Below are 23,617 nucleotides of genomic sequence, written 5' to 3' on the forward strand. Positions count from 1 at the left end.
CTCCGCTCAGCTAGCGCTGCCAGTTTCCTCCTCGCCCCTGCCCGCCCCGCCCGTCCCAGCGCCCGCGGTGGTCAACCTGCCGATTGGAGTGCCGGTCGCCCTGCCGGTAACGCTGGCTGTCATTGCGATAGTCATGGCGATCCCGGTCCTGCCGGTAGTCTTGCCGCTGGCGATTGCCGTAGTCATGGCGCGGGTTGCCATGCCACTGGTTCATCCTCGGCTGCGGATAGGGCCGGTAATGGGGCACAGGGGCCGACCGATTGTAGTAACGGGGAGCAGGCTGATAGTAGTAGCGCGGCGCAGGCGCCACATAGTAACGGTCATAGCGGTAATACCCCGGCGCCACATAGCGGTCGGTGGAGTAATAGTCCGAACGGTAATAGCCCCCGCGCTCATGGTACGGGGCGCAGGCCGAAGTCATCAGCCCCAGCAGGGCGATCAACAGGATTCGATAGGACATGGCGGCCTCCTGGACCGCTGGAGTGCCCGAACAGCGGCGCTGGCGAGCGTCGATACAAGATGCGTCAATCGACACTGACTAAGACAGCGGCGCGCAGGTGCAGTGCCATTTCTGCAATAACTTGATACAGGTGAAATAACCCTGAAAAACTTGCAGTCATTTGCCGGCCATCTCACTAGAATAAGCGGCTCGGCACACATCACGGGAAGATCATGCCCTTACGTTCCGCTCTGTTCTCGCAACGCTCGCTGATCGTTACCCTGCTCGTGTTACTGGCCTGCGGCTTCCTGGCCACCTCGCTGCTCAGCTACTTCTCCTCGCGCAGCGCCATCCGCGACGGCATCATCAATACCGAATTGCCGCTGACCTCCGACACTGTCTACTCGGAAATCCAGAAAGACCTGATCCGCCCGGTGCTGATCGCCTCGATGATGGCCCAGGACACCTTCCTGCGCGACTGGGTGCTGTCCGGCGAGCAGGATACCGAACGCATGACCCGCTACCTGAGCGAGGTCATGGGCAAGCAGGACATCTTCACGTCCTTTTTCGTGTCCGATCGCACGCGGACCTACTACCAGGCCAAAGGCGTGCTCAAGCACGTCGAACCGGGCACCTGGCGTGATGCCTGGTATTTCCGTCTGCGTGAACTCAAGGCCCCTTATGAGATCAACGTCGACCTGGACATGGCCAACCAGGACAGCCTGACCGTGTTCATCAACTACCAGGTGCACGACTACCAGCAGCGCTTCATCGGCGCGGCAGGCGTAGGGCTGAGCGTATCGTCGGTGGTCAAGCTGATCGATCAGTACCAACGCCGCTACCAGCGCGCGGTGCTATTCACGGATGCCAAAGGCAAGGTGCTGTTGACCGGCTCCGAGGGTGGCCCGCATGGTTTGCAAGTTGGCCAGTCACTCAGCGACAACCCTGATCTGAAAGCCATGCTGGCCGAGCAGAGGGTGCCGGGCGAAGGCAGCCACGAGTACCATGACAGCGAAAACCACAGCCACTTTCTCAACGTTCGCCACCTTCCCGAACTGGACTGGTACCTGTTGGTGGACAAACGCGAAACCGGCGTCCTCGACCGCATTCGCCAGGCGCTGTACCTGAACCTGGCGATCTGTACGATGATCACCCTGGTGGTGCTGGCACTGGTGCATGCCATGGTCCGCCGCCACCAGGCCAGCACCGAAGCCTTGGCCACGCTCGACAGCCTCACCGGCTTGCACAACCGGCGCAGCTTCGACCTGCTCGCCGCCCAGGCGCTGCGAGAAGCCCGGCGCGACAATAGCCCTCTGGTGGCCTTGCTGATTGATCTGGACCACTTCAAGGCACTGAACGACAACCACGGCCACCTGGCAGGTGACGAAGTGCTACGCCAATTCGCCAATGTGCTGCAAGGCAGCCTGCGTCAGTCAGATATACTGTGCCGCTGGGGCGGTGAGGAATTCATCGTGCTGCTGCGCGAAGCTGAAGGCAGCCAGGCCGTCGAGGTGGCGGAAAAGATCCGGCGACGCACCGAACAGCTGACCTTCAGTTACGACAACCAGCCGCTGCGACTGACCACCAGCATCGGCCTGAGCAGCCTGCAACCGGGGGATACCCTGCACGCCCTGCTGACCCGCGCCGACCGCGCGCTTTATCGTGCCAAGCAGGCTGGCCGCAACCGCGTCTGCAGTGAAACCCGCCATGAATGACAAGCAACACTGCCCCGCTTGCGGTGCCCTCAACCAGTGCAGCCTGGCCGACCCACGCCGTGCCACCCAGGCGTGTTGGTGCTACAGCGTGACCATCGACCCGGCCGTGCTCCAGGCCCTGCCCGATGAACTGCGTAACAAGGCCTGTCTGTGCCCGCGCTGCGCCGCCGTTGAAGAACAGCTCCGTCCATCCGCTGCCCACTGATCGTTGCCATGCGCCTTGACCGTTTCCTCGCCAACCTGCCCAGCTACAACCGCCAGCAAGTTCGTCTGATGCTGGCGCAACGCCGCGTGCGGGTGGACGGCAAGGTCGCCAGTGACCCGCTGACCGACGTGCGTGAATTCAGCCGCGTAGAGCTGGACGAGCAACTGCTGCAGGCCGGCCGGCCCGCCCGCTACCTGATGCTGTACAAGCCCACTGGCTGCGTAAGCGCCACCCACGATCCGCAACACCGTACCGTTCTCGACCTGCTGCCCACGGCGTTGCGAGATGACCTGCACATAGCCGGGCGCCTGGATTTCAACACCACCGGCCTGATGATCCTGACCAACGATGGCCAGTGGTCACGGCGCCTGACCCAGCCTGCCACAAAGCTGCCCAAGCATTATCTGGTGGACACCGAGGACGAGATTGGCGAGCACTATGTGGCCAAGTTTCGCGAGGGTTTCTATTTTGCCTTCGAAGACCTCACCACCCAACCAGCCCAGCTGGACATCCTCGGCCCCCACCGAGCCCGGCTGGCGATCGTCGAGGGGCGGTACCACCAGGTCAAGCGCATGTTCGGGCACTTCAACAACAAGGTGGTGGGGCTGCATCGGGAGAGCATGGGAGCGATCCGGCTGGATCCGGGGTTGGCGCCGGGGGAGTATCGTGAACTGACGGCCAATGAGATAGCCACTGTCCAGGCGTGACAGACAGCCGGTGTCGTCACACGACCGCTCAGCGACAAAAGTCACATTACTTACCGAACGGCACTTGCGCGATCCCCAACCCACTGCTTGAATCCAAATCGTCAGTCTGCATGTGACTACCAAGTCACACCTGCAGCCAATGACACTTTTTGCCGGCCACCCAAAGCCTAGATGCCTTGGGGCACGGCAAATTGCCCGCCAAAAACAATACCGTCGACGCAAGTGCCAAGGATCGACACAGGGCCCCCGGATTATCTTCAGGCAAATGCCTACCTGTCATAAAGAACGTGCACCCTAGGTGACGCGAATACCCTTTTTGCGCCAGGAGTCGATGACATGAGGCCAGAAATCGCTGTACTTGATATCCAAGGTCAGTATCGGGTTTACACGGAGTTCTATCGCGCGGATGCGGCCGAAAACACGATCATCCTGATCAACGGCTCGCTGGCCACCACGGCCTCGTTCGCCCAGACGGTACGTAACCTGCACCCACAGTTCAACGTGGTTCTGTTCGACCAGCCGTATTCAGGCAAGTCCAAGCCGCACAACCGTCAGGAACGGCTGATCAGCAAGGAGACCGAGGCGCATATCCTCCTTGAGCTGATCGAGCACTTCCAGGCAGACCACGTGATGTCTTTTTCGTGGGGTGGCGCAAGCACGCTGCTGGCGCTGGCGCACCAGCCGCGGTACGTGAAGAAGGCAGTGGTGAGTTCGTTCTCGCCAGTGATCAACGAGCCGATGCGCGACTATCTGGACCGTGGCTGCCAGTACCTGGCCGCCTGCGACCGTTATCAGGTCGGCAACCTGGTCAATGACACCATCGGCAAGCACTTGCCGTCGCTGTTCAAACGCTTCAACTACCGCCATGTGAGCAGCCTGGACAGCCACGAGTACGCACAGATGCACTTCCACATCAACCAGGTGCTGGAGCACGACCTGGAACGTGCGCTGCAAGGCGCGCGCAATATCAACATCCCGGTGCTGTTCATCAACGGCGAGCGCGACGAGTACACCACAGTCGAGGATGCGCGGCAGTTCAGCAAGCATGTGTGCAGAAGCCAGTTCAGCGTGATCCGCGATGCGGGCCACTTCCTGGACATGGAGAACAAGACCGCCTGCGAGAACACCCGCAATGTCATGCTGGGCTTCCTCAAGCCAACCGTGCGTGAACCCCGCCAACGTTACCAACCCGTGCAGCAGGGGCAGCATGCATTTGCCATCTGAGCGGCTCGGCGCCTTGTAGCCAATACCCGCAGGCCACGGGGCGCCGACAAGCTTTTTTATAACTTGGGCTTCTAATTCGCTGAAGGTTCTGGTAAAAAGTCGAGCTCAGATGCGGGTATAGTTTAGTGGCAAAACGAAAGCTTCCCAAGCTTTAGTTGAGGGTTCGATTCCCTCTACCCGCTCCACATCGCAGTCCCGCATGGCGTTCCAGCAACGTCATCGCAGTCAAAAGGAGCCTTGGCTCCTTTTTTCGTTTTTCATCCTGCCTTGACCTGGCCCATGGCCAATTACCCACCGATCCGCTTCAATGCGCATCGGGCCTTTGCGTGCGCAAGCGAAACGGTTTGTGGCGGATATGCTCACTGGATTCGTGAAAACATTCGAAAGGACAACGCATGTTTCTCTCCCGCTGGCTACCGGGCCTTGCCAACCTGCTGCACTACCGCCGTGAATGGTTCCACGCCGATCTGCAAGCGGGCCTGTCGGTAGCCGCGATCCAGATTCCCATTGCCATTGCCTATGCGCAGATCGTCGGGCTGCCGCCGCAATATGGCCTGTACGCCTGTGTGCTACCGATGATGGTCTACGCGCTGATCGGTAGCTCGCGCCAGCTGATGGTCGGCCCCGACGCCGCCACCTGCGCGATGATCGCCGGTGCCGTGGCACCGCTGGCCATGGGCGACCCGCAGCGCATCGTCGAACTGTCGGTGATCGTCACCGTGCTGGTCGGCGTGATGCTGATTGCCGCGGGCCTGGCGCGGGCCGGGTTCATCGCCAGCTTCTTCTCGCGGCCGATCCTGATCGGCTACCTCAACGGTATCGGCCTGAGCCTGATCGCCGGGCAGCTGTCCAAGGTGGTGGGCTTCAAGATCGAGGGCGACGGTTTCATCCTCAGCCTGATCAACTTCTTCCAGCGTCTGGGCGAAATTCACTGGGTCACATTGATCATCGGCCTGGCCGCCCTGGGCCTGCTCATCTGGCTGCCACGGCGCTACCCGCGCCTGCCCGCAGCCCTCACGGTAGTGGCGCTGTTCATGCTGCTGGTTGGCCTGTTCGGCCTTGACCGTTTTGGCGTCGCCGTCCTTGGGCCGGTACCTGCAGGCATCCCGCAACTGGCCTGGCCACACAGCAACCTGGCGGAAATGAAGAGCCTGCTGCGCGACGCCCTGGGTATCGCCACCGTCAGCTTCTGTAGCGCCATGCTTACCGCACGCAGCTTTGCCGCCCGGCATGGCTATGCGATCAACGCCAACCACGAATTCGTCGCCCTGGGCGTGAGCAACCTGGCGGCCGGGGTTTCCCAGGGCTTTGCCATCAGCGGTGCCGACTCGCGCACTGCAGTCAACGACATGGTCGGTGGCAAAAGCCAGCTGGTGGGCATCATCGCGGCACTGGTGATCGCCCTGATCCTGCTGTTCTTCACCGCACCCATGGCCTGGATCCCGCAGGCTGCGCTGGGCGCCGTGCTGCTGATGGCTGGCTGGGGGCTGATCGACATCAAATCGCTGGGGCATATCCGGCGTCTAAGCCGCTTCGAGTTCTGGCTGTGCCTGCTGACCACGGCGGGCGTACTGGGCCTGGGCGTGCTGCCCGGCATCGTGTTTGCCGTGACCCTGGCGATCCTGCGCCTGCTTTACAGCATCTACCAGCCCACCGATGCCGTACTGGGCTGGCTGCCGGGCACCGAAGGCCAGGTCGACATCCGCAAGTTCAAGGACGCCCGCACCGTGCCTGGCCTGGTGGTGTACCGCTTCGACGACGCCATCCTGTTCTTCAACGCCGACTATTTCAAGATGCGCCTGCTTGAAGCCGTGCAAAGCCAGGACCAGCCTAAAGCCGTGCTGTTCGATGCCGAAGCGGTAACCAGCATCGATGTCAGCGGCATCGCCGCCCTGCGCGAAGTGCGCGACACCCTGGCGGCCCAAGGCATCTTCTTCGCCATCGCCCGCGCCCGTGGCACTTTCCTGCGCATGCTGGTGCGCTCGGGGATGGCGCGGGACATGGAAGAAAAACTGCTATTCGGCTCGGTACGCGCAGGGATTCGTGCGTACCGCGTGTGGCGCAACCGAAACCACAGTGTGCAGGTGACCGGACAGGGTTGAGCGGCTTTCATCCTGTTCAACGTGCTGCGCCTTTGCTGGCCCTTTCGCGGGTAAACCCGCTCCTACATGGACTTGTAGGGGCGGGTTCACCCGCGAAAGGGCCAGCACAGACAACACAAAACCATCGCCCTGACACCAACCCTCGCACACCTCGCATGACATGCTAAAGTCGCCCCGTTCCCCGCACCACCCAACGGACTCAGCATGCCCGCTCTCGATGCCACCCTCACCCCCTGGCCAGAACTCGCCGCCCGCCATCCCTGCGACGCCCTGCTGCTGGGCAACGGCGCCAGCCGCGCAGTATGGAAGCCGTTCGGCTACTTCTCGCTGTTCGAGCAAGCGCAACGCGCAGGCCGCAAGAAAGGCCTGGCGGTCAGCGACCAGGCACTGTTCAAGTCCTTGGCCACGGAACTGTTCGAGCCGGTGCTCAGCGCCCTCAACACCACCGTGCGTACCAACGCCGCCCTGGCCATCAACTCCACCGCGCCGCTGAACCGCTACTACTCGATCAAGGAAGCGTTGATTCACGCCGTGCGCACAGTGCATCTGCCCTGGCCGCTGATGCCGAAGGCCACACTGGCAACCCTCAATCAGGCGCTGCGCGGCTATCGAAGCGTCTACACCAGCAACTACGACCTGCTGCTGCCATGGGCCGTGCAGCACGCCCCGAGTGGCTTCGCCGAACTGTTCGACGAACAAGGCTATTTCGACGTGCGACGCACCGGCAGCGAAGGCACCCGGGTGCTGCACCTGCATGGCGGCCTGCACCTGCTCAAGCTGCCCGACGGCACCACCCGCCAGCGCAGCGCTGAAAGTGCCGAACTGCTCGATGGGTTTGCCGTGAACATCCCGGGTGAAGTACCGCTGTTCGTCAACGAAGACCGCAGCGACGAAAAACTGCGCGCTATCCGCAACTCGGACTACCTGAGCTGGTGCCTGGGGCAGCTGGCGCAGGAAAACCACGGGATATGCCTGTTCGGGCAGCATCTGGACAGCAGTGACCGGCACCTGCTCGACGCTGTGCGCCAAGCCCGTCCGCAACAGCTATCCATTGCCATTCGGCCGCTGGGCGAGGCTTCGGTGATCAATCAGAAGCAGCATTTTGCAGATCGTTTCGGGGATTTGTCGGGGACGGCGCTGCATTTCTTCGATGCCAGCACCCACCCGTTGGGGCAGGCAGCATTGGCTATCGAAGTGCCCTCTGCTCGGCGCTGACAGCGTCCCCGGAGGCGTGCCGGTGGGTGGCGTCAGAGCAACCCATCCGCGCGCAACAACGTTTCCAGGCAATGCTCCTGCACCCCATAGAACGCCTTGAGCTGGGCAATCTTCTCCAGCAACGCCCCGTTATCTCCCGCCTGCCGCCGCTTCACCGCAAGAATCATCTTGTTCTTGTTGGTGTGCTCCAGCGAGATGAATTCGAACACTTTGGTTTCATAGCCACAGGCTTCCAGGTACAGCGCGCGCAGGCTGTCGGTCAGCATTTCGGCCTGCTGGCCCAGGTGCAGGCCATACTGCAGCATGGGTTGCAGCAACCCTGGGCTGTGCAATTGCGGGCGGATCTGCTTGTGGCAGCACGGCGAGCACATGATGATCGCGGCGTTGCAGCGGATGCCGGTGTGGATGGCGTAGTCGGTAGCGATGTCACAGGCATGCAAGGCGATCATCACCTCGATGGCCTCAGGCACCACGCTGCGCACATCACCACACTGGAACTCCAGGCCTGGGTGGTCGAGGCGTGCGGCCGCGGCGTTGCACAGGTCGACCATGTCCTGGCGCAGCTCCACGCCGGTGACCTGTGCGTCGCGGCCCAAACTGTTGCGCAGGTAGTCATGCATGGCAAAAGTCAGGTAGCCCTTGCCCGAACCGAAGTCGGCCACCCGCAGCGCCTGTTCCGTCGACACCGGTGCATTGGCCAGGGCGTGGTCGAAAACCTCGATGAACTTGTTGATCTGCTTCCACTTGCGCGACATGGACGGGATCAGTGCGCCTTGTGCGTCGGTCACACCGAGGTCGCGCAGAAACGGCCGCGACAGCTCCAGATAACGCTTCTTCTCGCGGTCATGCCCGCTGCCCGCATCGGCCACGCGCGGTGCCTGGGCACCGTGGCGCTGGAGCATCGGTTTGCCCTTCTTGCTGAAGGTCAGCTGCACTTCGCCGTCAGCATCGAACAGATGGGCATTGCGGAAGCTGTCCGGCAGCAGTTCGGCAACCAGCACCTGAGCCTGGTCCAGCGGCAGGTTGCGGGTGATGTCTCGGGTCTGGTGGCGGTAGACCAGCGAAAGGCACGGCTGGCCCTTGACCTGCAACGGCTTGGCAATGATCCGTTGCAAGGTCTGGTCGGCACCGACATGGCGCGCCAGCACCAGCTTGACCAGGGTTTCGCCGTGCAGGGTGGCGTTCAGCAGGTCGAGAAACTGAGCGCGCGCATCCGGCGCGCAAGAGGCAGAAGTACTGGCGGACATGAAAAAGGGGGCCTTGGGAAGCGGAACGCCTATTCTAACGTGCCCCAAGCACCCTGTGGGAGCGGGCTTGCCCGCGAACACCGGCAAAGCCGGTGCCAGACACCCTGTCGCCTGTTTCCAAGGCAAGCCTGTGCCCACAGGAAATCCAGCAAGGCTGGACGCTCCTTCAGTCGAGAATCACCAAGCGGTTGGGCAACTCGTTGCGTGCATGGGTTGGCGGCACGTGCTGGCTAAGCAACTCGCCACACGCTTCGATGCACTCGACAAAGCCCTGCAAGGTACGGCCCTGGCGCACCTGCTCGGCCAAGCGGGCACCGATGGCCGCGCGGGCTTGGGCATCCAGGCAGTGCTCGATACCCCGATCGACCAGGATCTCCACATGCCGCTCCGCCTCGCTGACGAAAATCAGCACGCCCGTGGCGCCTGCTGTGCGCTGCAGGTTCTGCTCGCGAAACTGCTGGTGGGCCAGGCGCGAGGCACGCCAGCGGCGCAAGGTACGGGGGATCAGCCAGTCGGCCAGGCGCGGGTTGCGCAGCAGCATGCACAAAACGACGAACAGCAGCACGTTGCCCATCAGCACGCCACGCACGCTGGGCCAAGCCAGCAGCCAGTGCAACAGACCGGGCACGGTCAGTGCCAGCACGGCGGCCCACAACAACGGCCAATACGCATAATCGTCGGCACGACGGGCAAGCACCGTCACCAGTTCGGCATCGGTACGCCGTTCGGCACGGGCAATGGCTTCGGCAATCTGCCGCTGATGGTATTCGTCGAAGGGGGTCATGCCGTCGGTCTCTTGAGCGTTCTTATAGTTGTTATCCCGGCATTCGGGGCTTCATCCGCAGGCGACATATTCAGGCATAATCCGCCGCTGGAAGAATTGCCTGCAAATCGTACAACAATAGCCGCCTGAAAACTTCGGTCGCGCACGTATCACCGTGGATACGGCAGAGGCCCCAAAACGGAATTGATGATGAAACTGTCTTTGCTGGGCCTGGCCATGGGCCTTGCCAGTCAGGCGGCCCTCGCCGCCCCCACCGCCCCGCCCCTGCAGGACAAGCAGGCCTTTATCGAGCATCTGATCAGCCAGATGACCGAAGCCGAAAAAATCGGCCAGTTGCGCCTGATCAGCATCGGCCCGGAAATGCCCCGCGACAAGATCCGCGAGGAAATCGCCGCCGGCCGTATCGGTGGCACCTTCAACTCACGCACAGCCCCCGAAAACCGGCCGATGCAGGACGCGGCCATGCGCAGCCGCCTGAAGATCCCGATGTTCTTCGCCTACGACACCGTCCACGGCGAGCGCACCATCTTCCCGATCGGCCTGGGCATGGCCGCGACCTGGGACATGGAGGCCGTCGCCAAGGTCGGCCGCACCGCCGCGATCGAAGCCTCGGCCGACGCCCTGGACATGACGTTCGCGCCAATGGTGGATATCGCCCGTGACCCGCGCTGGGGCCGCACCAGCGAAGGTTTCGGCGAAGACACCTACCTGACTTCGAGAATCGGCCAGGTAATGGTGCGCTCGTTCCAGGGCAGCAGCCCGGCCAACCCCGACAGCATCATGGCCATCGTCAAGCATTTCGCCTTGTATGGCGCCGTGGAAGGCGGGCGCGACTACAACACGGTCGATATGAGCCTGCCGAAAATGTACAACGACTACCTGCCACCCTATCGCGCCGCGCTCGATGCAGGTGCCGGTGGCGTGATGGTGGCGCTGAACTCGATCAACGGCGTACCGGCCACCTCCAACACCTGGCTGATGAACGACCTGCTGCGCAAGGAGTGGGGCTTCAAGGGCGTGACCATCAGCGACCACGGTGCCATCCAGGAGCTGATTCGCCACGGCGTCGCCCGTGACGGCCGTGAAGCCGCCAAGCTGGCGATCAAGGCCGGCATCGACATGAGCATGAACGATACCCTGTACGGCGAAGAGCTGCCGGGCCTGCTGAAGTCCGGCGAGGTGACCCAGCGCGAGCTGGACCAGGCGGTGCGTGAAGTGCTGGGTGCCAAGTACGACATGGGCCTGTTCAAGGACCCGTACGTGCGCATCGGCAAGGCCGAAACCGATCTGAAGGACTACTACGGCAACGACCGCCTGCACCGCGAAGCTGCGCGTGACGTGGCACGCCGCAGCCTGGTGCTGCTGGAAAACCGCAACCAGACCCTGCCGCTGAAAAAGGCCGGCACCATTGCCTTGGTCGGCCCGCTGGCCGATGCCCCGATCGACATGATGGGCAGCTGGGCCGCCGACGGTAAGCCCGTTCACTCGGTGACCGTGCGCGAAGGCTTGCGCCGCGCCGTGGAAGGCAAGGCCAAGCTGGTCTACGCCAAAGGCTCCAACGTCACGGGCGACAAGGCGATCTTCGATTACCTGAACTTCCTCAACTTCGATGCCCCGGAAATCGTCGACGACCCACGCCCGCCTGCCGTGCTGATCGATGAAGCAGTCAAGGCGGCGAAGCAATCCGACGTCGTGGTTGCAGTGGTCGGCGAGTCCCGCGGCATGTCCCACGAGTCGTCGAGCCGCACCACCCTGGAGATCCCGGCCAGCCAGCGCGAGCTGATCAAGGCGCTCAAGGCCACCGGCAAACCGCTGGTGCTGGTGCTGATGAACGGCCGGCCGCTGTCGATCAGCTGGGAGCGCGAGCAGGCCGATGCCATCCTGGAAACCTGGTTCGCCGGCACCGAAGGCGGCAATGCCATCGCCGACGTGCTGTTTGGCGACTACAACCCCTCCGGCAAGCTGGCCATTACCTTCCCACGGTCGGTGGGGCAGATCCCGATGTACTACAACCACACCCGCATCGGCCGGCCGTTCACGCCGGGCAAGCCGGGCAACTACACCTCGCAATACTTCGAAGAACCCAACGGGCCGCTTTATCCGTTCGGCTATGGCTTGAGCTACAGCAGCTTCGAGCTGTCGGGCCTGAACCTGTCGAGCAAGGATCTCAAGCGCGGCGATACGCTGGATGCCAAGGTAACGGTCAAGAACACCGGCAAGGTTGCAGGCGAGACGGTGGTGCAGCTGTACCTGCAGGATGTGTCGGCGTCGATGAGCCGCCCAGTGAAAGAGCTGAAAAACTTCCAGAAGCTGATGCTTGAACCGGGTGAAACCCGCACGTTGACCTTCCGCATCAGCGAGGACGACCTGAAGTTCTACAATGGCCAGTTGCAGCGGGTTGCCGAACCAGGGGAGTTCAATGTCCAGATAGGGCTGGATTCCCAGGCGGTGCAGCAGCAGAGCTTTGAATTGCTTTGACTGAAAAAGGCCGCCTGTTCCGGCCTTTTCGCGGGTAAAACCGCGCCTACAGGTGCTGCAGAGTCCCTGTAGGCGCGGGTTTACCCGCGAAGAGGCAGGCCCCGATCTCCCACCACCGGATCCGCCCCCGATGCCCTTTTCCTTTCGCGCCCTGCGTCTGGGGCTGATCACCCTGCTGATCGTGCTGGGTACCGCACTCAGCGCCGGCTGGGCCATGCACCAGGCCAAGCGCCAGGCCATGGAAGACGACGCCAAGCGTGCCAGTCAGCAACTGGGCCTGTACGCCAACGCACTGCACACCCTGATCGATCGCTACCGTGCCCTCCCCGCCGTGCTGGCGCTGGACCCGGAGCTGATCGCAGCCTTGCGCGGCCCGGTCGACGAAAAGGTTCAGAACGCCCTGAACCTCAAGCTCGAACGCATCAATGGCGCCGCCAATTCCTCCACCCTCGAGCTGCTCGACCGCACCGGGCTGGCCATTGCCGCCAGCAACTGGCGGCTGCCCAGCAGCTACGTCGGCTCCAACTACGGTTTCCGCCCCTACTTCAAGCAAACCCGCAGCCAGGGCAGTGGACGCTTCTATGCCGTGGGCGTGACCAGTGGCGTGCCGGGCTACTTCCTCGCCAGCGCGGTGAACGACGAGCACGGCCGATTCCTTGGCGCCATGGTGGTGAAGCTGGAGTTCCCCGAGCTGGAGCGCGAATGGCGACAGGGCAACGATATCCTGTTGGTCAGCGACGCCCGCGGCATCACTTTCATCGCAAACCAGGATGGCTGGCGCTACCGCGAACTTCAGCCGCTCAGTGGCGCCGACCGTGCCGAGCTGGCCGAAACCCGTCAGTACGACAAGCAACCGCTGGTGCCGCTACACCATCAGGTGCTGACGCGGTTTGCCCCCTACAGCACCCTTAGCCGCGTGCAAGGCCCCGAGGGTAGTACCGAGTACCTGTGGGAAAGCCTGCCGCTGGAAGGCGAAAACTGGACCTTGCACCTGCTGCGCAAACCGCAGGTCGCTGCCGACGGCCGTAATGCCGCGCTTGGCGCCGCCGCCGTCTGGCTGAGTCTGGTGTTCGCCGCCCTTTTCGTCAGCCAACGCCTGCGCCTGGCACGCCTGCGCCAGCGCAGCCGGCAAGAACTCGAACGCCAGGTCGAGGAGCGCACCCGCGAGCTGCGCACTGCCCAGGAAGGCCTGGTGCAATCAGCCAAGCTGGCCGCACTCGGGCAGATGTCGGCGGCCATGGCCCACGAAATCAACCAACCGCTGACCACCCAACGTATGCAGCTGGAAACCCTGCGCCTGCTGCTTGACCATGGTCGCCATGACGAAGCGCGGCAAGCGCTGGAGCCACTGGAACAGATGCTCACGCGCATGGCAGCACTTACCAGCCACCTGAAAACCTTTGCCCGCAACAGCCCGATGGGCCTGCGCGAACGCCTTGACCTGGCAACCGTGGTCGACCAGGCCTTGCACCTGCTGGAAGCGCGCCTTCGCAACGAGGAAGTGGAAGTGGCTCTGTACCTGGCACGCCCGGCCTGGGTACGCGGGGATGCCATCCGCCTGGAGCAGGTGCTGATAAACCTCCTGCACAATGCACTCGACGCCATGCTCGACAAGCGTTACAAACGCCTGGAGATCCGCATCGAACCCGACGGGGACCTATGGCGCCTGAGTGTGCTCGACTCGGGTGGCGGCATTGCCGAAGCCGACCTGGCCAAGGTCTTCGACCCGTTCTTCACCACCAAACCGGTGGGGGAAGGGCTAGGGCTGGGCCTGGCCATTTCCTACGGCATCGTCCACGAGGCCGGCGGCCAGCTGCGGGCCGAAAACCTGCCTGGCGGCGCGCGCCTGAGCCTTACCCTGCCCCGTGACCTGGAGCCTGTATGTTGAATTCGGTGATCGTCGTCGATGATGAAGCCAGTATCCGCACTGCTGTCGAGCAATGGCTGAGCCTGTCTGGCTTCAGCGTGCAGTTGTTCGCTCGCGCCGAAGCGTGCCTGGCACACCTGCCGCAGCACTTCCCTGGGGTGATCATCAGCGATGTGCGCATGCCGGGCATGGATGGCCTGCAATTGCTCGAACGCCTGCAGGCGAACGACCCCGACCTGCCCGTGATTCTGCTGACCGGTCACGGTGATGTACCGATGGCGGTAGAAGCCATGCGCATGGGGGCCTATGACTTCCTGGAAAAACCCTTCACGCCGCAAGATTTGCTGGGCAGCCTGCGCCGCGCCCTTGAAAAACGCCAGCTGGTGCTTGAGAACCGCCGGCTCCACGAGCAGGCCGACCTCAAGTCACGCCTGGAAGGCACGCTGCTGGGCATGTCCCAGGGCCTGCAACAGCTGCGCCGGCAAGTGCTGGACCTGGCCGGCCTGCCGGTGAACGTGCTGATCCGCGGTGAAACCGGCAGTGGCAAGGAGCGGGTGGCCCGCTGCCTGCACGACTTCGGCCCCCGTGCCGCCAAGCCCTTTGTAGCCCTTAACTGCGCGGCCATCCCCGAGTCGCTGTTCGAGGCCGAACTGTTCGGCCATGAGAGCGGCGCCTTCACGGGCGCCCAGGGTAAACGCATCGGCAAGCTGGAGTATGCCAACGGTGGCACCGTGTTCCTCGACGAAATCGAGAGCATGCCCCTGGCCCAACAGGCCAAGCTGTTGCGGGTGATACAGGAGCAGAAACTGGAGCGCCTGGGGGCCAACCAGAGCATCAGCGTCGACCTGCGCATCATTGCTGCGACCAAGCCTGACCTGCTCGAGGAGGCTCGTGCCGGGCGCTTCCGCGAAGACCTGGCCTACCGCCTGAACGTCGCCGAATTGCGCCTGGCACCGCTGCGCGAGCGGCGGGAGGACATTCCGCTGCTGTTCGAACACTTTGCACGTGCTGCCGGTGAAAAGCTTGGTCGCGCGGCCCCGCCGCTATCGGGTGCACAGCTGGCCCAGCTGCTGTCACATGACTGGCCTGGCAACGTGCGTGAACTGGCCAATGCGGCGGAGCGGCATGCGTTGGGGCTGGGTTCGCCAAACATCGAGGTGGCACCTGCCGGGCAGTCGCTGGGCGAGCAGATGGAAGCATTCGAGGCGCAATGCCTGCGTGCGGCCTTGCGTCAGCATGGGGGCGAGATCAAGTCGGTGATGGAGGCCTTGCAACTGCCGCGGCGCACGCTTAACGAGAAGATGCAACGGCATGGGCTGGTGCGCGAGGATTTTATTGGGCAGGCATGAGCGGAAATCCGCTTATGACCAAGACCTGGTAGGCAAAAAACCGCTCATGACGTCGAGGTTTTGGACTGCTTTGCAGCCCTTCGCGGTCAGGCCCGCTCCTGCAAAGGGCGGCGCAACACCCACTGCTGTGCCGGCTCGGGCTATTTGATGCCCTCAAATGAATCAGCCCGCACCCATTTGGCACACCTTCTGCAATTGCCTTGGCAAGCTGCGCCACGGCGCGCTCCACAAAAACAACGAGAAGGTATCCCTGATGGATAACGCCACCTCCCTGCCTGCCGGGGCGGCCACCGCGCCTGCCGCAGAAAAAACCACCGCCAGCCGCTTGAAGTCGATTTTCAGCGGGTCCATCGGCAACATGGTCGAATGGTACGACTGGTACGTCTACGCCGCATTCTCGCTGTACTTCGCCAAGGCCTTCTTCCCCGCCGGCGACTCCACCGCACAACTGCTCAATACCGCTGCGATCTTCGCCGTGGGCTTCCTGATGCGCCCGATCGGTGGCTGGCTGATGGGCCTGTACGCCGACCGCAAGGGCCGCAAGGCCGCGCTGATGGCGTCGGTCCTGCTCATGTGTGCAGGCTCGCTGGTCATCGCCCTGACCCCGGGTTACGAAACCATCGGCGTCGCCGCACCTGTCCTGCTGGTCATCGCGCGCCTGCTGCAGGGCCTGTCGGTGGGTGGTGAATACGGCACCTCGGCCACCTACCTCAGCGAAATGGCCAGCAAGGAGCGCCGTGGTTTCTTCTCCAGCTTCCAGTACGTGACCCTGATCTCCGGCCAGCTCATCGCCCTGGCGGTACTGATCGTCCTGCAACAGACCCTGACCACCGAGCAGCTGTACGCCTGGGGCTGGCGCGTGCCGTTCGTGATCGGTGCGCTGTGCGCGGTGGTGGCCCTGTACCTGCGTCGCGGCATGGAAGAAACCGCCTCGTTCACCAAGAAGGAAAAGGCCAAGGAAAGCCTGATGCGCACCCTGCTGCGTCACCCCAAGGAACTGATGACCGTCGTCGGTCTGACCATGGGCGGCACCCTGGCCTTCTACACCTACACCACCTACATGCAGAAATACCTGGTCAACACCGTGGGCATGAGCATCAGTGACTCGACCACCATCTCGGCCGCCACGCTGTTCCTGTTCATGTGCCTGCAGCCGGTGATCGGTGGTCTGTCCGACAAGATCGGCCGCCGTCCGATCCTGATCGCTTTCGGTGTGCTCGGCACCCTGTTCACCGTCCCCATCCTCAGCACCCTGCACACCATCCAGACCTGGTGGGGTGCGTTCTTCCTGATCATGGCCGCCCTGATCATCGTAAGCGGCTATACCTCGATCAACGCCGTGGTCAAAGCCGAGCTGTTCCCTACCGAGATTCGCGCCCTGGGCGTTGGCCTGCCGTATGCCCTGACGGTGTCGATCTTCGGTGGCACCGCCGAATACGTGGCCCTGTGGTTCAAGAGCGCTGGCATGGAGAGCGGCTTCTACTGGTACGTCACCGCCTGTATCGCCTGCTCGCTGCTGGTTTACGCGACCATGAAAGACACCAAGCAGCACTCGCGGATTACCACTGAGTAACGCTGGCCTGGCAGTACTAAAAGGGGCGCTCCATTGCATGGAGCGCCCCTTTTCTATTCAGACTTTTCCTTCTTAACGCCCTATTAATTCCACCTTGGCAAGCTGCAATGGCTGGCAGAACGTTGGCGCCCGCGCGAACGCTCCCAAGCCAGCCTTGCGGCCTGAAGCACGACATCCGCGCCCAAATACATCGAACAAATGGATTATTTAGCACTATTTTTTGCGCTTTTTAATCAAATTATTCGGCGTAGGATTAAACCCATAGAAACAAACAACTCACAAACCCCTGGAGCAACGACCATGAAAAACAAACTGATCCTTACCCTGGCCCTCTCGGTTTTCGCAGCTGGCGCCTTCGCCGAAGATGGCTTCGACCGGACCGACGCTCACACCTTTGCCGCGGTTCAAACCCAGTCAGCCAGCTACGCTGAAGACGGCTTCGACCGCACCGGCGGCCAGCGCTTCGCCGAAGACGGCTTCGACCGCACCGGTGGCCAGCGCTTCGCCGAAGACGGCTTCGACCGCACCGGTGGCCAACGCTTCGCTGAAGACGGCTTCGACCGCACCGGTGGCCAACGCTTCGCTGAAGACGGCTTCGACCGCACCGGTGGTCAACGCTTCGCTGAAGACGGCTTCGACCGCACCGGTGGCCAACGCTTCGCTGAAGACGGCTTCGACCGCACCGGTGGCCAACGCTTCGCTGAAGACGGCTTCGACCGCACCAATGCGCACCGCATCAGCTGATACCTGATTGCGAGCACCCAGCCCGGCTTCGGCCGGGCTTGATCATTTGCACACGAGCTCAGGCTTGGCACACTAGGCACCTTGTCCATCAGGAGGTAGGGCCAACAAGCCCAGCACAGATGTATTACTACGAACCCGCCAAAGGCCACGGCCTGCCGCACGACCCGTTCAATGCCATCGTCGGTCCCCGCCCGATCGGCTGGATCTCCTCTCAGGACCGCGAAGGCCGCCTGAACCTGGCGCCTTACAGCTTCTTCAATGCGTTCAACTACATCCCGCCGATCATCGGTTTCTGCAGCGTCGGGCGCAAAGACAGCCTGAACAACATCGAGCAGACCGGTGAGTTCGTCTGGAACCTGGCCACCCGCCCACTGGCCGAGCAAATGAACCTGAGCTGCGCACCGGTCGCTGCCGAAGTGAACGAATTCGAATTGAGCGGCCTCACTGCCGCACCGTCTAGCATCGTCAAGGTGCCGCGCGTGGGTGAAACGCCGGTAGCCTTCGAGTGCAAGGTCAGCCAGATCGTCCAGCTCAAGCGGGCCGACCAGGAACAGGTGCCCAGCTGGCTGATCCTTGGAGAAGTTGTGGCGGTGCACATTGCCGAGCACCTGTTGAACAACGGCATCTACGATACCGCTGCCGCCGAGCCAATCCTGCGTGGGGGTGGCCCGGCGGATTATTTCGAGCTGGGCAACCTGTTCAAGATGGCCCGACCGCCGGCCTGATCACCAGACCAGCTCACCCTCTTCGCTGACGCCCTGCAGGCGTTGCAGCTCGGCGGTGGCCGCTTCGTCGGCGGCCACGGCGCCCTTGAACACCTGCCCGTCGAGAACCTTGTGAAAGCGCGGCGCGCCGCCCATGCCCAAGGCTTTGACCGCGATGGCTGCGTTATAGCCGCCACCTTCCACCGGCACCATCGCCGATACCGCTTCGAAATGAGTGAATTCCCTACGTGCCATGTTGCTGTCCGCGTGATTGAACAAGGGCGTCACTTTACCTCATTCACGCTCAATCGAAGGTATGCAAGTCCAGGCTGCTGACCACCTGGGCCTGCACCAGCTCACCGAACACCTCCAGTGTCGGCGAAGCAAAGTAACCACTCATCGCCTGCTGGTCCTGCCAGCTTCCGCTGAGCAACCACAGGTCAGCATCAGCCTGAGAACGCTGCACGGTAAAACTCAGGCAACCCGGTGTACGCAGCGAGGGCTCGAGCAGGTCACGCAGGCGCGCGCCCAGCTCTGCCGAGCGCCCGCTGCTGGCACGGATGAAAGCAAGGTGGGTGACCGGTTGTTTAAGGGTCATTGCACAATCTCCTTGAAGCAGGCGGACGGAAAAGCCAGGCTGCCAAGGTTAGGCGCTCACCCGCGCGGCGCGTTAGGCCATTACTGCATGTCGATTGCCTGATCCTGCTGCGCGGCAGGATCAGGCAATCCACATGCAGCTTTCGACTAGCGCCCGTCTTTGCTCAAACCTATGCTGCGTCGGTCAGCAGAGGAAAGCCATCATGACCACCGCCACCGCCACGTCCACCGAACCGACCCTGGAACTGCAGCGCCTGGAGCTGGCCGAGCTGATCAACCGCCACGCGGGCGAGCCCTATGGCCCAGCATCGGCCATCGATGACCTGTACCTGGTGCGTTACACCGAAAATGTACGTTCTGTACCCACCCTGGCGCAGCCTGCCCTGTGCATCCTTGCCCAGGGCAGCAAAAGCCTGTTCCTGGGTGACGAGCAGTACGCCTACGACCCACTGCATTACATGGTCGTTTCGGTGACCTTGCCACTCAGTGCCGTAAGGCTGGATGCCAGCCCCGAGAACCCAAGCCTGGGCCTGCGCATGGACCTGGACCCGGCCGAGATCAGCCAGCTGATCGCCGAAAGCGGGCCGATGCTGGTACCCAATAGGCCTTCCGGCCGTGGTTTGTATGTGGAAAGGACAGATGCCGCGTTACTCGATGCCCTGCTGCGGTTGCTGCGGCTGCTGGACACCCCCCGCGACATCGCAATGCTGGCGCCGCTGTTTCGCCGCGAGATTCTCTACCGCCTGCTGCGTGGGCCGCAGGGTTACCGGCTGTATGAAATTGCCTTGGCCAACAGCCAGACCCACCGGGTTTGCCAGGCCATCACTTGGCTCAACAACAACTTCCAACAGCCGCTGCGTATCGAGGACCTGGCCCGTGAGGTCAACCTCAGCACCTCGACCTTGCACCACCGCTTCAAGGCCGTGACCTCGATGAGCCCGCTTCAGTACCAGAAGCAGCTGCGCCTGCAGGAGGCGCGGCGGCTGATGTTGAACGACGGGCTGGAGGCGGCGGTGGCGGCTTATCGGGTGGGTTATGAAAGCCCGTCGCAGTTCAGCCGTGAATACAGCCGGCTTTACGGCGCGCCGCCGATTCGTGATGTGGCTCGGTTGCGGGCTACTGCGGTCTGAAGCTCAACATTCGCCTGCACCGGCGCTTTCGCGGGTAAACCCGCTCCTACAGGTTTTTGCACAGATGCGAAAATTGCGCGCTGCCTGCAGGCGCGAGAGGCCGATACAGGCAATCGCAATGCTTCAACCCAACACCGCGGCCTGCCACTGATTCTGGTCCACCTGAATCAAGGTTGGCCCCTTGCGCTCCACCGCTTGCCCGAGCGCGGCCTGCAATTGGGCGATATCGGCCACGTTCTCTGCTGCCGCGCCCAACGCCCGCGCCACGCCGATGAAATCCGGGGTATGGATATCCACCCCGACCGGCTCGATCGCCCGATTGACCATGTATTTCTTGATTTCCTCGTACCCCTGGTTATTCCACAGCAGTACGATCAGCGGTACCTGCGCCTCCACTGCACTGGCCAGTTCCGGCAGGGTGAACTGCAAACCACCATCACCAATCAGGCACACCGCCGGAGCGCGTTCGACGGCCTGCTCGGCACTGCCCAACCAGGCGCCCATGGCTGCTGGCAACGCGTAACCCAAGGTGCCGTAACCGGTCGAGGCGTTGAACCAGCGGCGTGGCTGCTGCATGTCGAGTGTCAGGTTGCCGGTGTACACAGGTTGGGTCGAGTCGCCCACCAGAATCGCATTCGGCAGGCGCTCCAGTATGGCGCTCAGCAAACGCGTCTGGCTCAGGGTGGGCTGGTCCCAGTCTGCCGCCAGGACCTTGCGCAGGTCGGCCACGCGGGCCACGCCCCAAGTGCTTTCGTGCACTGGCTGCGGCTGAGCTTGCAAGGCACCGAGCAGCGCTACGGCTGCCAGCTCGGCATCGGCCACCAGCGCCAGCTCCGGCAGATAATTACGCACGGTCTGGTCCGGGTCGATGTCAATGCGCAGCAGACTGCCCGGGATCTCGAAGCCACCCTTGAAGGTCACGTCATAATCGGTTTCGGCCAGTTCGGTGCCGATCGCCAGCACCACGTCAGCCTCGGCCACCAGCGCCCGTGTGGCCGGTAACGACTGGGTCGAGCCGATCTGCAATGGGTGGCTGGCAGGCAGCAAGCCTTTGGCATTGATGGTCAGCGCCACCGGGGCCTGAAGGTGTTCAGCAAGGCGTGCCAGCGCAGCGCCCGCAGCCAACGCCCCGCCACCGGCCAGAATCAGCGGCCGACGTGCACTGGCCAGTCGCTCAGCCATCTGCGCCACGGCCTGCGGTGCAGCCCCAGCCCGACTGCCACGTACAGGGCGGCCCGGCAGCAGGAAGTCGGCCGGTTCAACCAGCACATCGAGCGGGATTTCGATATGCACCGGGCGTGGCCGGGCACTGTCGAACACGGCAAATGCCCGGGCCAGCACCTGCGGCAAGTCGGCTGCACTCATCAAGGTGTGGGAAAACGCCGCCACCCCCGAAACCAGCGCGGCTTGGTTGGGCAGCTCGTGCAACTTGCCACGGCCACCGCCCAGTTGGTCACGGGACTGCACGCTGGAAATCACCAGCATCGGGATCGAGTCGGCATAGGCCTGGCCCATGGCAGTGGTGATATTGGTCATGCCCGGGCCAGTGATGATGAAGCACACCCCGGGTTTGCCGCGGGTGCGCGCATAGCCGTCAGCCATGAACCCGGCACCTTGCTCATGACGCGGGGTGATGTGGCGAATGGAAGAGCCCGCCAGGCCACGATAGAGCTCCACGGTATGTACACCGGGGATGCCAAAGACATGATCGACGCCATAGCCTTCAAGGAGTTTGACCAGTACTTCGCCGCAGGTTGCCATCAGGGATCACCATGAATCTTGTTGGGGTATGCCCTTATTGGACCCAAGCCACGGCTATCGCCACAATGTAAAAAAACACATACTAGCCATGTCCTGTGATCATGGCTTACTGCAATGAAACGCCTCCCACCCCTGCCTGCCCTGCACACGTTTCTGGTCACCGCCCAGCACTGCAACTTCACCCGCGCCGGGCAGCAGTTGCACATCACCCAGGGCGCTGTCAGCCGCCAGATTGCAGCCCTCGAAGAACACCTCGGTTATGCCCTGTTCAAGCGCGAGGCGCGTGGGTTGAGCCTGACCCGTGAAGGCCTGGACTGGCTGCCGCGGGTGCAGCAGGTGTTCGCCCTGATCGAACAAGGGGTGCGCGAGGTGGGTGAGCACAGCACTACCCTGCAGCTCAAGGCACCCACCTGCGTGATGCGTTGGCTGCTGCCGCGCCTGATGGAGTGGCAGGCACTGCGCCCGGACGTACCGGTGGAGCTGACCACGACCGTGCAGCACGGGGTGGATTTGCGGCGCGAGGGCTTCGATGCGGCAGTGGTCTACGGCGATGCACCGAACCACGGGCTGCAGGTGCGCAAGCTGTTCGATGAGCAGCTGACCCCGGTGTGCGCACCGTCACTGCGTGAAGGGCCAGTGCCGTTGCAGCAGGTGGAAGACCTGGCCAGGCACATGCTGCTGCATCCCTCGCGGGATGAACACGACTGGCGGTTGTGGTTGCAGGCGGCTGGAGTGACGCTGGCCACGCATGGACCCAAACAGCATTTCGAGACACTCGACATGGCGATGGCCATGGCCTCGCAGGGGACAGGGGTGGCGATCGGCGATTGGTCGCTGATTGGCGATGACCTGCGCGGTGGGCGGTTGTGCATGCCGTTTGCGCTGAAGGTGCTGACAGGCAAGGGGTATTACCTGGTGAGCCAGGCCAGGAGCTTGCCGCCCGGGCTGCTGGAGTTGCTGGACTGGCTGGAAGGCCAGGCCAGCCTGTGACGGCCCTTTCGCAGGCGACTCAATAGCCGACTGTGAACCGTTGCCGCGAGTGCTTCGGCTTCTCCAGCTCATCCAGCATGGCAATCGCATAGTCGGCAAACGTGATCCAGCTCTTGCCGTCCGCACCGATCAACAGATGATCCTTGCCCAGCGCATAGTGACCTCTGCGCTCACCCTCAACGAACTCAGCCGAAGGCGAGAGGAAGGTCCAGTCCAGGTTCGGCTCGCGCCGCAGCGCCTCCAGAAAACGCACGCCGGCACTGGCCTCGGCTTTATACGCCTCCGGGAAATCCGGGCTGTCGATCACCCGATGCCCTGACGGCAGCAACAAGCTACCGGCGCCACCCACCACCAGCAGGCGCTTGACCCCGGCGCGCTTCACCGGCTCGATGATGGCGTGCGGCTGCATTGTCGAGAAATGCGCGGCACTCAACACAGCGTCCATACCTGCGACGGCTGCTTGCAGGGCCGCGCTGTCCGTGGCATCCAGCGACTTGACGGTCACACCCTCACGCCCTTCAAGCTTGGAAGGGTCGCGGGCAATGGCCAGTACACGGTGACCACGGCGCAGGGCCTCTTCCAGTAACTGGCTGCCAGCGCGGCCAGTGGCACCGATGATTGCGATCTTGCTCATGAATACTCTCCATCAGTTGAACGAAATGACTGCCCTTGGCGACCTTCGCCGCCAGCGCCAGGGCTCTCGTCTGCCGGCTTCGGATAACGCCTTCCGGCAAACAATGCGCACAGCTTAGTTACCCGATTCGTCACAAAAAATGCGATGCTCAG

Annotated in this window: 21 protein-coding genes and 1 tRNA gene; 15 read left to right on the forward strand and 7 right to left on the reverse strand. The window is 62.7% G+C overall.

Annotated elements, in window-relative coordinates; all coding sequences use genetic code 11:
- Window positions 1–10: 10 nt before the first annotated feature.
- Complete coding sequence (locus V7787_RS03730; RefSeq protein WP_064491121.1) at window positions 11–460, reverse strand: hypothetical protein; 450 nt, start codon at window positions 458–460, stop codon at window positions 11–13.
- A gap of 212 nt (window positions 461–672) precedes the next feature.
- Between V7787_RS03730 and V7787_RS03735 the strand changes: the two genes are divergently transcribed.
- The 7 genes from V7787_RS03735 (at window position 673) to V7787_RS03765 (ending at window position 7,607) form a co-directional block, all read left to right on the forward strand.
- A complete protein-coding gene (locus V7787_RS03735) occupies window positions 673–2,154 on the forward strand; it encodes a diguanylate cyclase (RefSeq protein WP_198747809.1) in 1,482 nt (493 codons plus the stop codon).
- Complete coding sequence (locus V7787_RS03740; RefSeq protein WP_003252007.1) at window positions 2,147–2,359, forward strand: cysteine-rich CWC family protein; 213 nt, start codon at window positions 2,147–2,149, stop codon at window positions 2,357–2,359. The genes V7787_RS03735 and V7787_RS03740 overlap by 8 nt, the downstream gene beginning before the upstream one ends.
- A gap of 8 nt (window positions 2,360–2,367) precedes the next feature.
- Window positions 2,368–3,066 (forward strand): pseudouridine synthase, encoded by a 699-nt coding sequence (locus V7787_RS03745; RefSeq protein WP_004575157.1) that lies wholly within the window; start codon window positions 2,368–2,370, stop codon window positions 3,064–3,066.
- Window positions 3,067–3,402: 336 nt separating this feature from the next.
- Entirely contained in the window at window positions 3,403–4,290 is an 888-nt protein-coding gene (phaG, locus tag V7787_RS03750; RefSeq protein ID WP_064491123.1) for a (R)-3-hydroxydecanoyl-ACP:CoA transacylase, read from the forward strand.
- 111 nt (window positions 4,291–4,401) lie between these two features.
- Window positions 4,402–4,475 (forward strand) — tRNA-Gly (locus V7787_RS03755).
- 210 nt (window positions 4,476–4,685) lie between these two features.
- Window positions 4,686–6,392 (forward strand): SulP family inorganic anion transporter, encoded by a 1,707-nt coding sequence (locus tag V7787_RS03760; RefSeq protein WP_336085794.1) that lies wholly within the window; start codon window positions 4,686–4,688, stop codon window positions 6,390–6,392.
- A gap of 204 nt (window positions 6,393–6,596) precedes the next feature.
- Window positions 6,597–7,607 (forward strand): DUF4917 family protein, encoded by a 1,011-nt coding sequence (locus V7787_RS03765; RefSeq protein WP_064491125.1) that lies wholly within the window; start codon window positions 6,597–6,599, stop codon window positions 7,605–7,607.
- Window positions 7,608–7,639: 32 nt separating this feature from the next.
- Here V7787_RS03765 and V7787_RS03770 read toward each other — a convergent pair whose 3' ends face one another.
- Window positions 7,640–8,854 carry a class I SAM-dependent methyltransferase gene (locus V7787_RS03770; protein WP_104887102.1) on the reverse strand — a complete coding sequence of 405 codons (1,215 nt, stop codon included), beginning with the start codon at window positions 8,852–8,854 and terminating at the stop codon, window positions 7,640–7,642.
- Window positions 8,855–9,020: 166 nt separating this feature from the next.
- On the reverse strand, window positions 9,021–9,638 hold the full coding sequence (locus V7787_RS03775; protein ID WP_104887101.1) for a TPM domain-containing protein: 618 nt from the start codon (window positions 9,636–9,638) through the stop codon (window positions 9,021–9,023).
- Window positions 9,639–9,824: 186 nt separating this feature from the next.
- Here V7787_RS03775 and bglX point away from each other — a divergent pair, with 186 nt between their 5' ends.
- The 6 genes from bglX to V7787_RS03805 all read left to right on the forward strand — a co-directional run bounded on the left by bglX (window position 9,825) and on the right by V7787_RS03805 (window position 18,374).
- Complete coding sequence (gene bglX / locus V7787_RS03780; protein WP_198747812.1) at window positions 9,825–12,116, forward strand: beta-glucosidase BglX; 2,292 nt, start codon at window positions 9,825–9,827, stop codon at window positions 12,114–12,116.
- A gap of 130 nt (window positions 12,117–12,246) precedes the next feature.
- Window positions 12,247–14,004: an ATP-binding protein gene (locus tag V7787_RS03785; protein WP_064491128.1), complete on the forward strand. Its 1,758-nt coding sequence runs from the start codon at window positions 12,247–12,249 to the stop codon at window positions 14,002–14,004.
- Window positions 13,998–15,332 (forward strand): sigma-54-dependent transcriptional regulator, encoded by a 1,335-nt coding sequence (locus V7787_RS03790; RefSeq protein ID WP_336085801.1) that lies wholly within the window; start codon window positions 13,998–14,000, stop codon window positions 15,330–15,332. The genes V7787_RS03785 and V7787_RS03790 overlap by 7 nt, the downstream gene beginning before the upstream one ends.
- A 253-nt stretch (window positions 15,333–15,585) precedes the next feature.
- Entirely contained in the window at window positions 15,586–16,905 is a 1,320-nt protein-coding gene (locus V7787_RS03795) for an MFS transporter (RefSeq protein WP_003251986.1), read from the forward strand.
- Window positions 16,906–17,205: 300 nt separating this feature from the next.
- Window positions 17,206–17,649, forward strand: coding sequence for a heme utilization protein (locus tag V7787_RS03800; protein ID WP_104887099.1), 444 nt, complete (start codon window positions 17,206–17,208; stop codon window positions 17,647–17,649).
- Between the two features lie 119 nt (window positions 17,650–17,768).
- Window positions 17,769–18,374, forward strand: a complete 606-nt coding sequence (locus V7787_RS03805; protein ID WP_010952506.1) for a flavin reductase family protein — start codon at window positions 17,769–17,771, stop codon at window positions 18,372–18,374.
- On the opposite strand, the gene V7787_RS03810 is transcribed toward V7787_RS03805, so the two are convergent.
- Both V7787_RS03810 and V7787_RS03815 read right to left on the reverse strand, forming a co-directional pair.
- Window positions 18,375–18,641 (reverse strand): hypothetical protein, encoded by a 267-nt coding sequence (locus V7787_RS03810; protein ID WP_014859143.1) that lies wholly within the window; start codon window positions 18,639–18,641, stop codon window positions 18,375–18,377.
- Window positions 18,642–18,657: 16 nt separating this feature from the next.
- Complete coding sequence (locus V7787_RS03815; protein WP_010952504.1) at window positions 18,658–18,951, reverse strand: putative quinol monooxygenase; 294 nt, start codon at window positions 18,949–18,951, stop codon at window positions 18,658–18,660.
- 202 nt (window positions 18,952–19,153) lie between these two features.
- Between V7787_RS03815 and V7787_RS03820 the strand changes: the two genes are divergently transcribed.
- Window positions 19,154–20,080 carry an AraC family transcriptional regulator gene (locus tag V7787_RS03820; RefSeq protein ID WP_336085811.1) on the forward strand — a complete coding sequence of 309 codons (927 nt, stop codon included), beginning with the start codon at window positions 19,154–19,156 and terminating at the stop codon, window positions 20,078–20,080.
- Between the two features lie 123 nt (window positions 20,081–20,203).
- Here the strand turns inward: V7787_RS03820 and V7787_RS03825 are convergent, their stop codons facing one another.
- On the reverse strand, window positions 20,204–21,841 hold the full coding sequence (locus V7787_RS03825) for a 5-guanidino-2-oxopentanoate decarboxylase (protein ID WP_064491131.1): 1,638 nt from the start codon (window positions 21,839–21,841) through the stop codon (window positions 20,204–20,206).
- 114 nt (window positions 21,842–21,955) lie between these two features.
- Here V7787_RS03825 and V7787_RS03830 point away from each other — a divergent pair, with 114 nt between their 5' ends.
- Complete coding sequence (locus V7787_RS03830; protein ID WP_014592244.1) at window positions 21,956–22,831, forward strand: LysR substrate-binding domain-containing protein; 876 nt, start codon at window positions 21,956–21,958, stop codon at window positions 22,829–22,831.
- A gap of 19 nt (window positions 22,832–22,850) precedes the next feature.
- On the opposite strand, the gene V7787_RS03835 is transcribed toward V7787_RS03830, so the two are convergent.
- Window positions 22,851–23,465, reverse strand: a complete 615-nt coding sequence (locus tag V7787_RS03835; RefSeq protein WP_020190259.1) for an NAD(P)-dependent oxidoreductase — start codon at window positions 23,463–23,465, stop codon at window positions 22,851–22,853.
- Window positions 23,466–23,617: the final 152 nt, after the last annotated feature.

Source organism: Pseudomonas sp. CGJS7 (assembly GCF_036961695.1).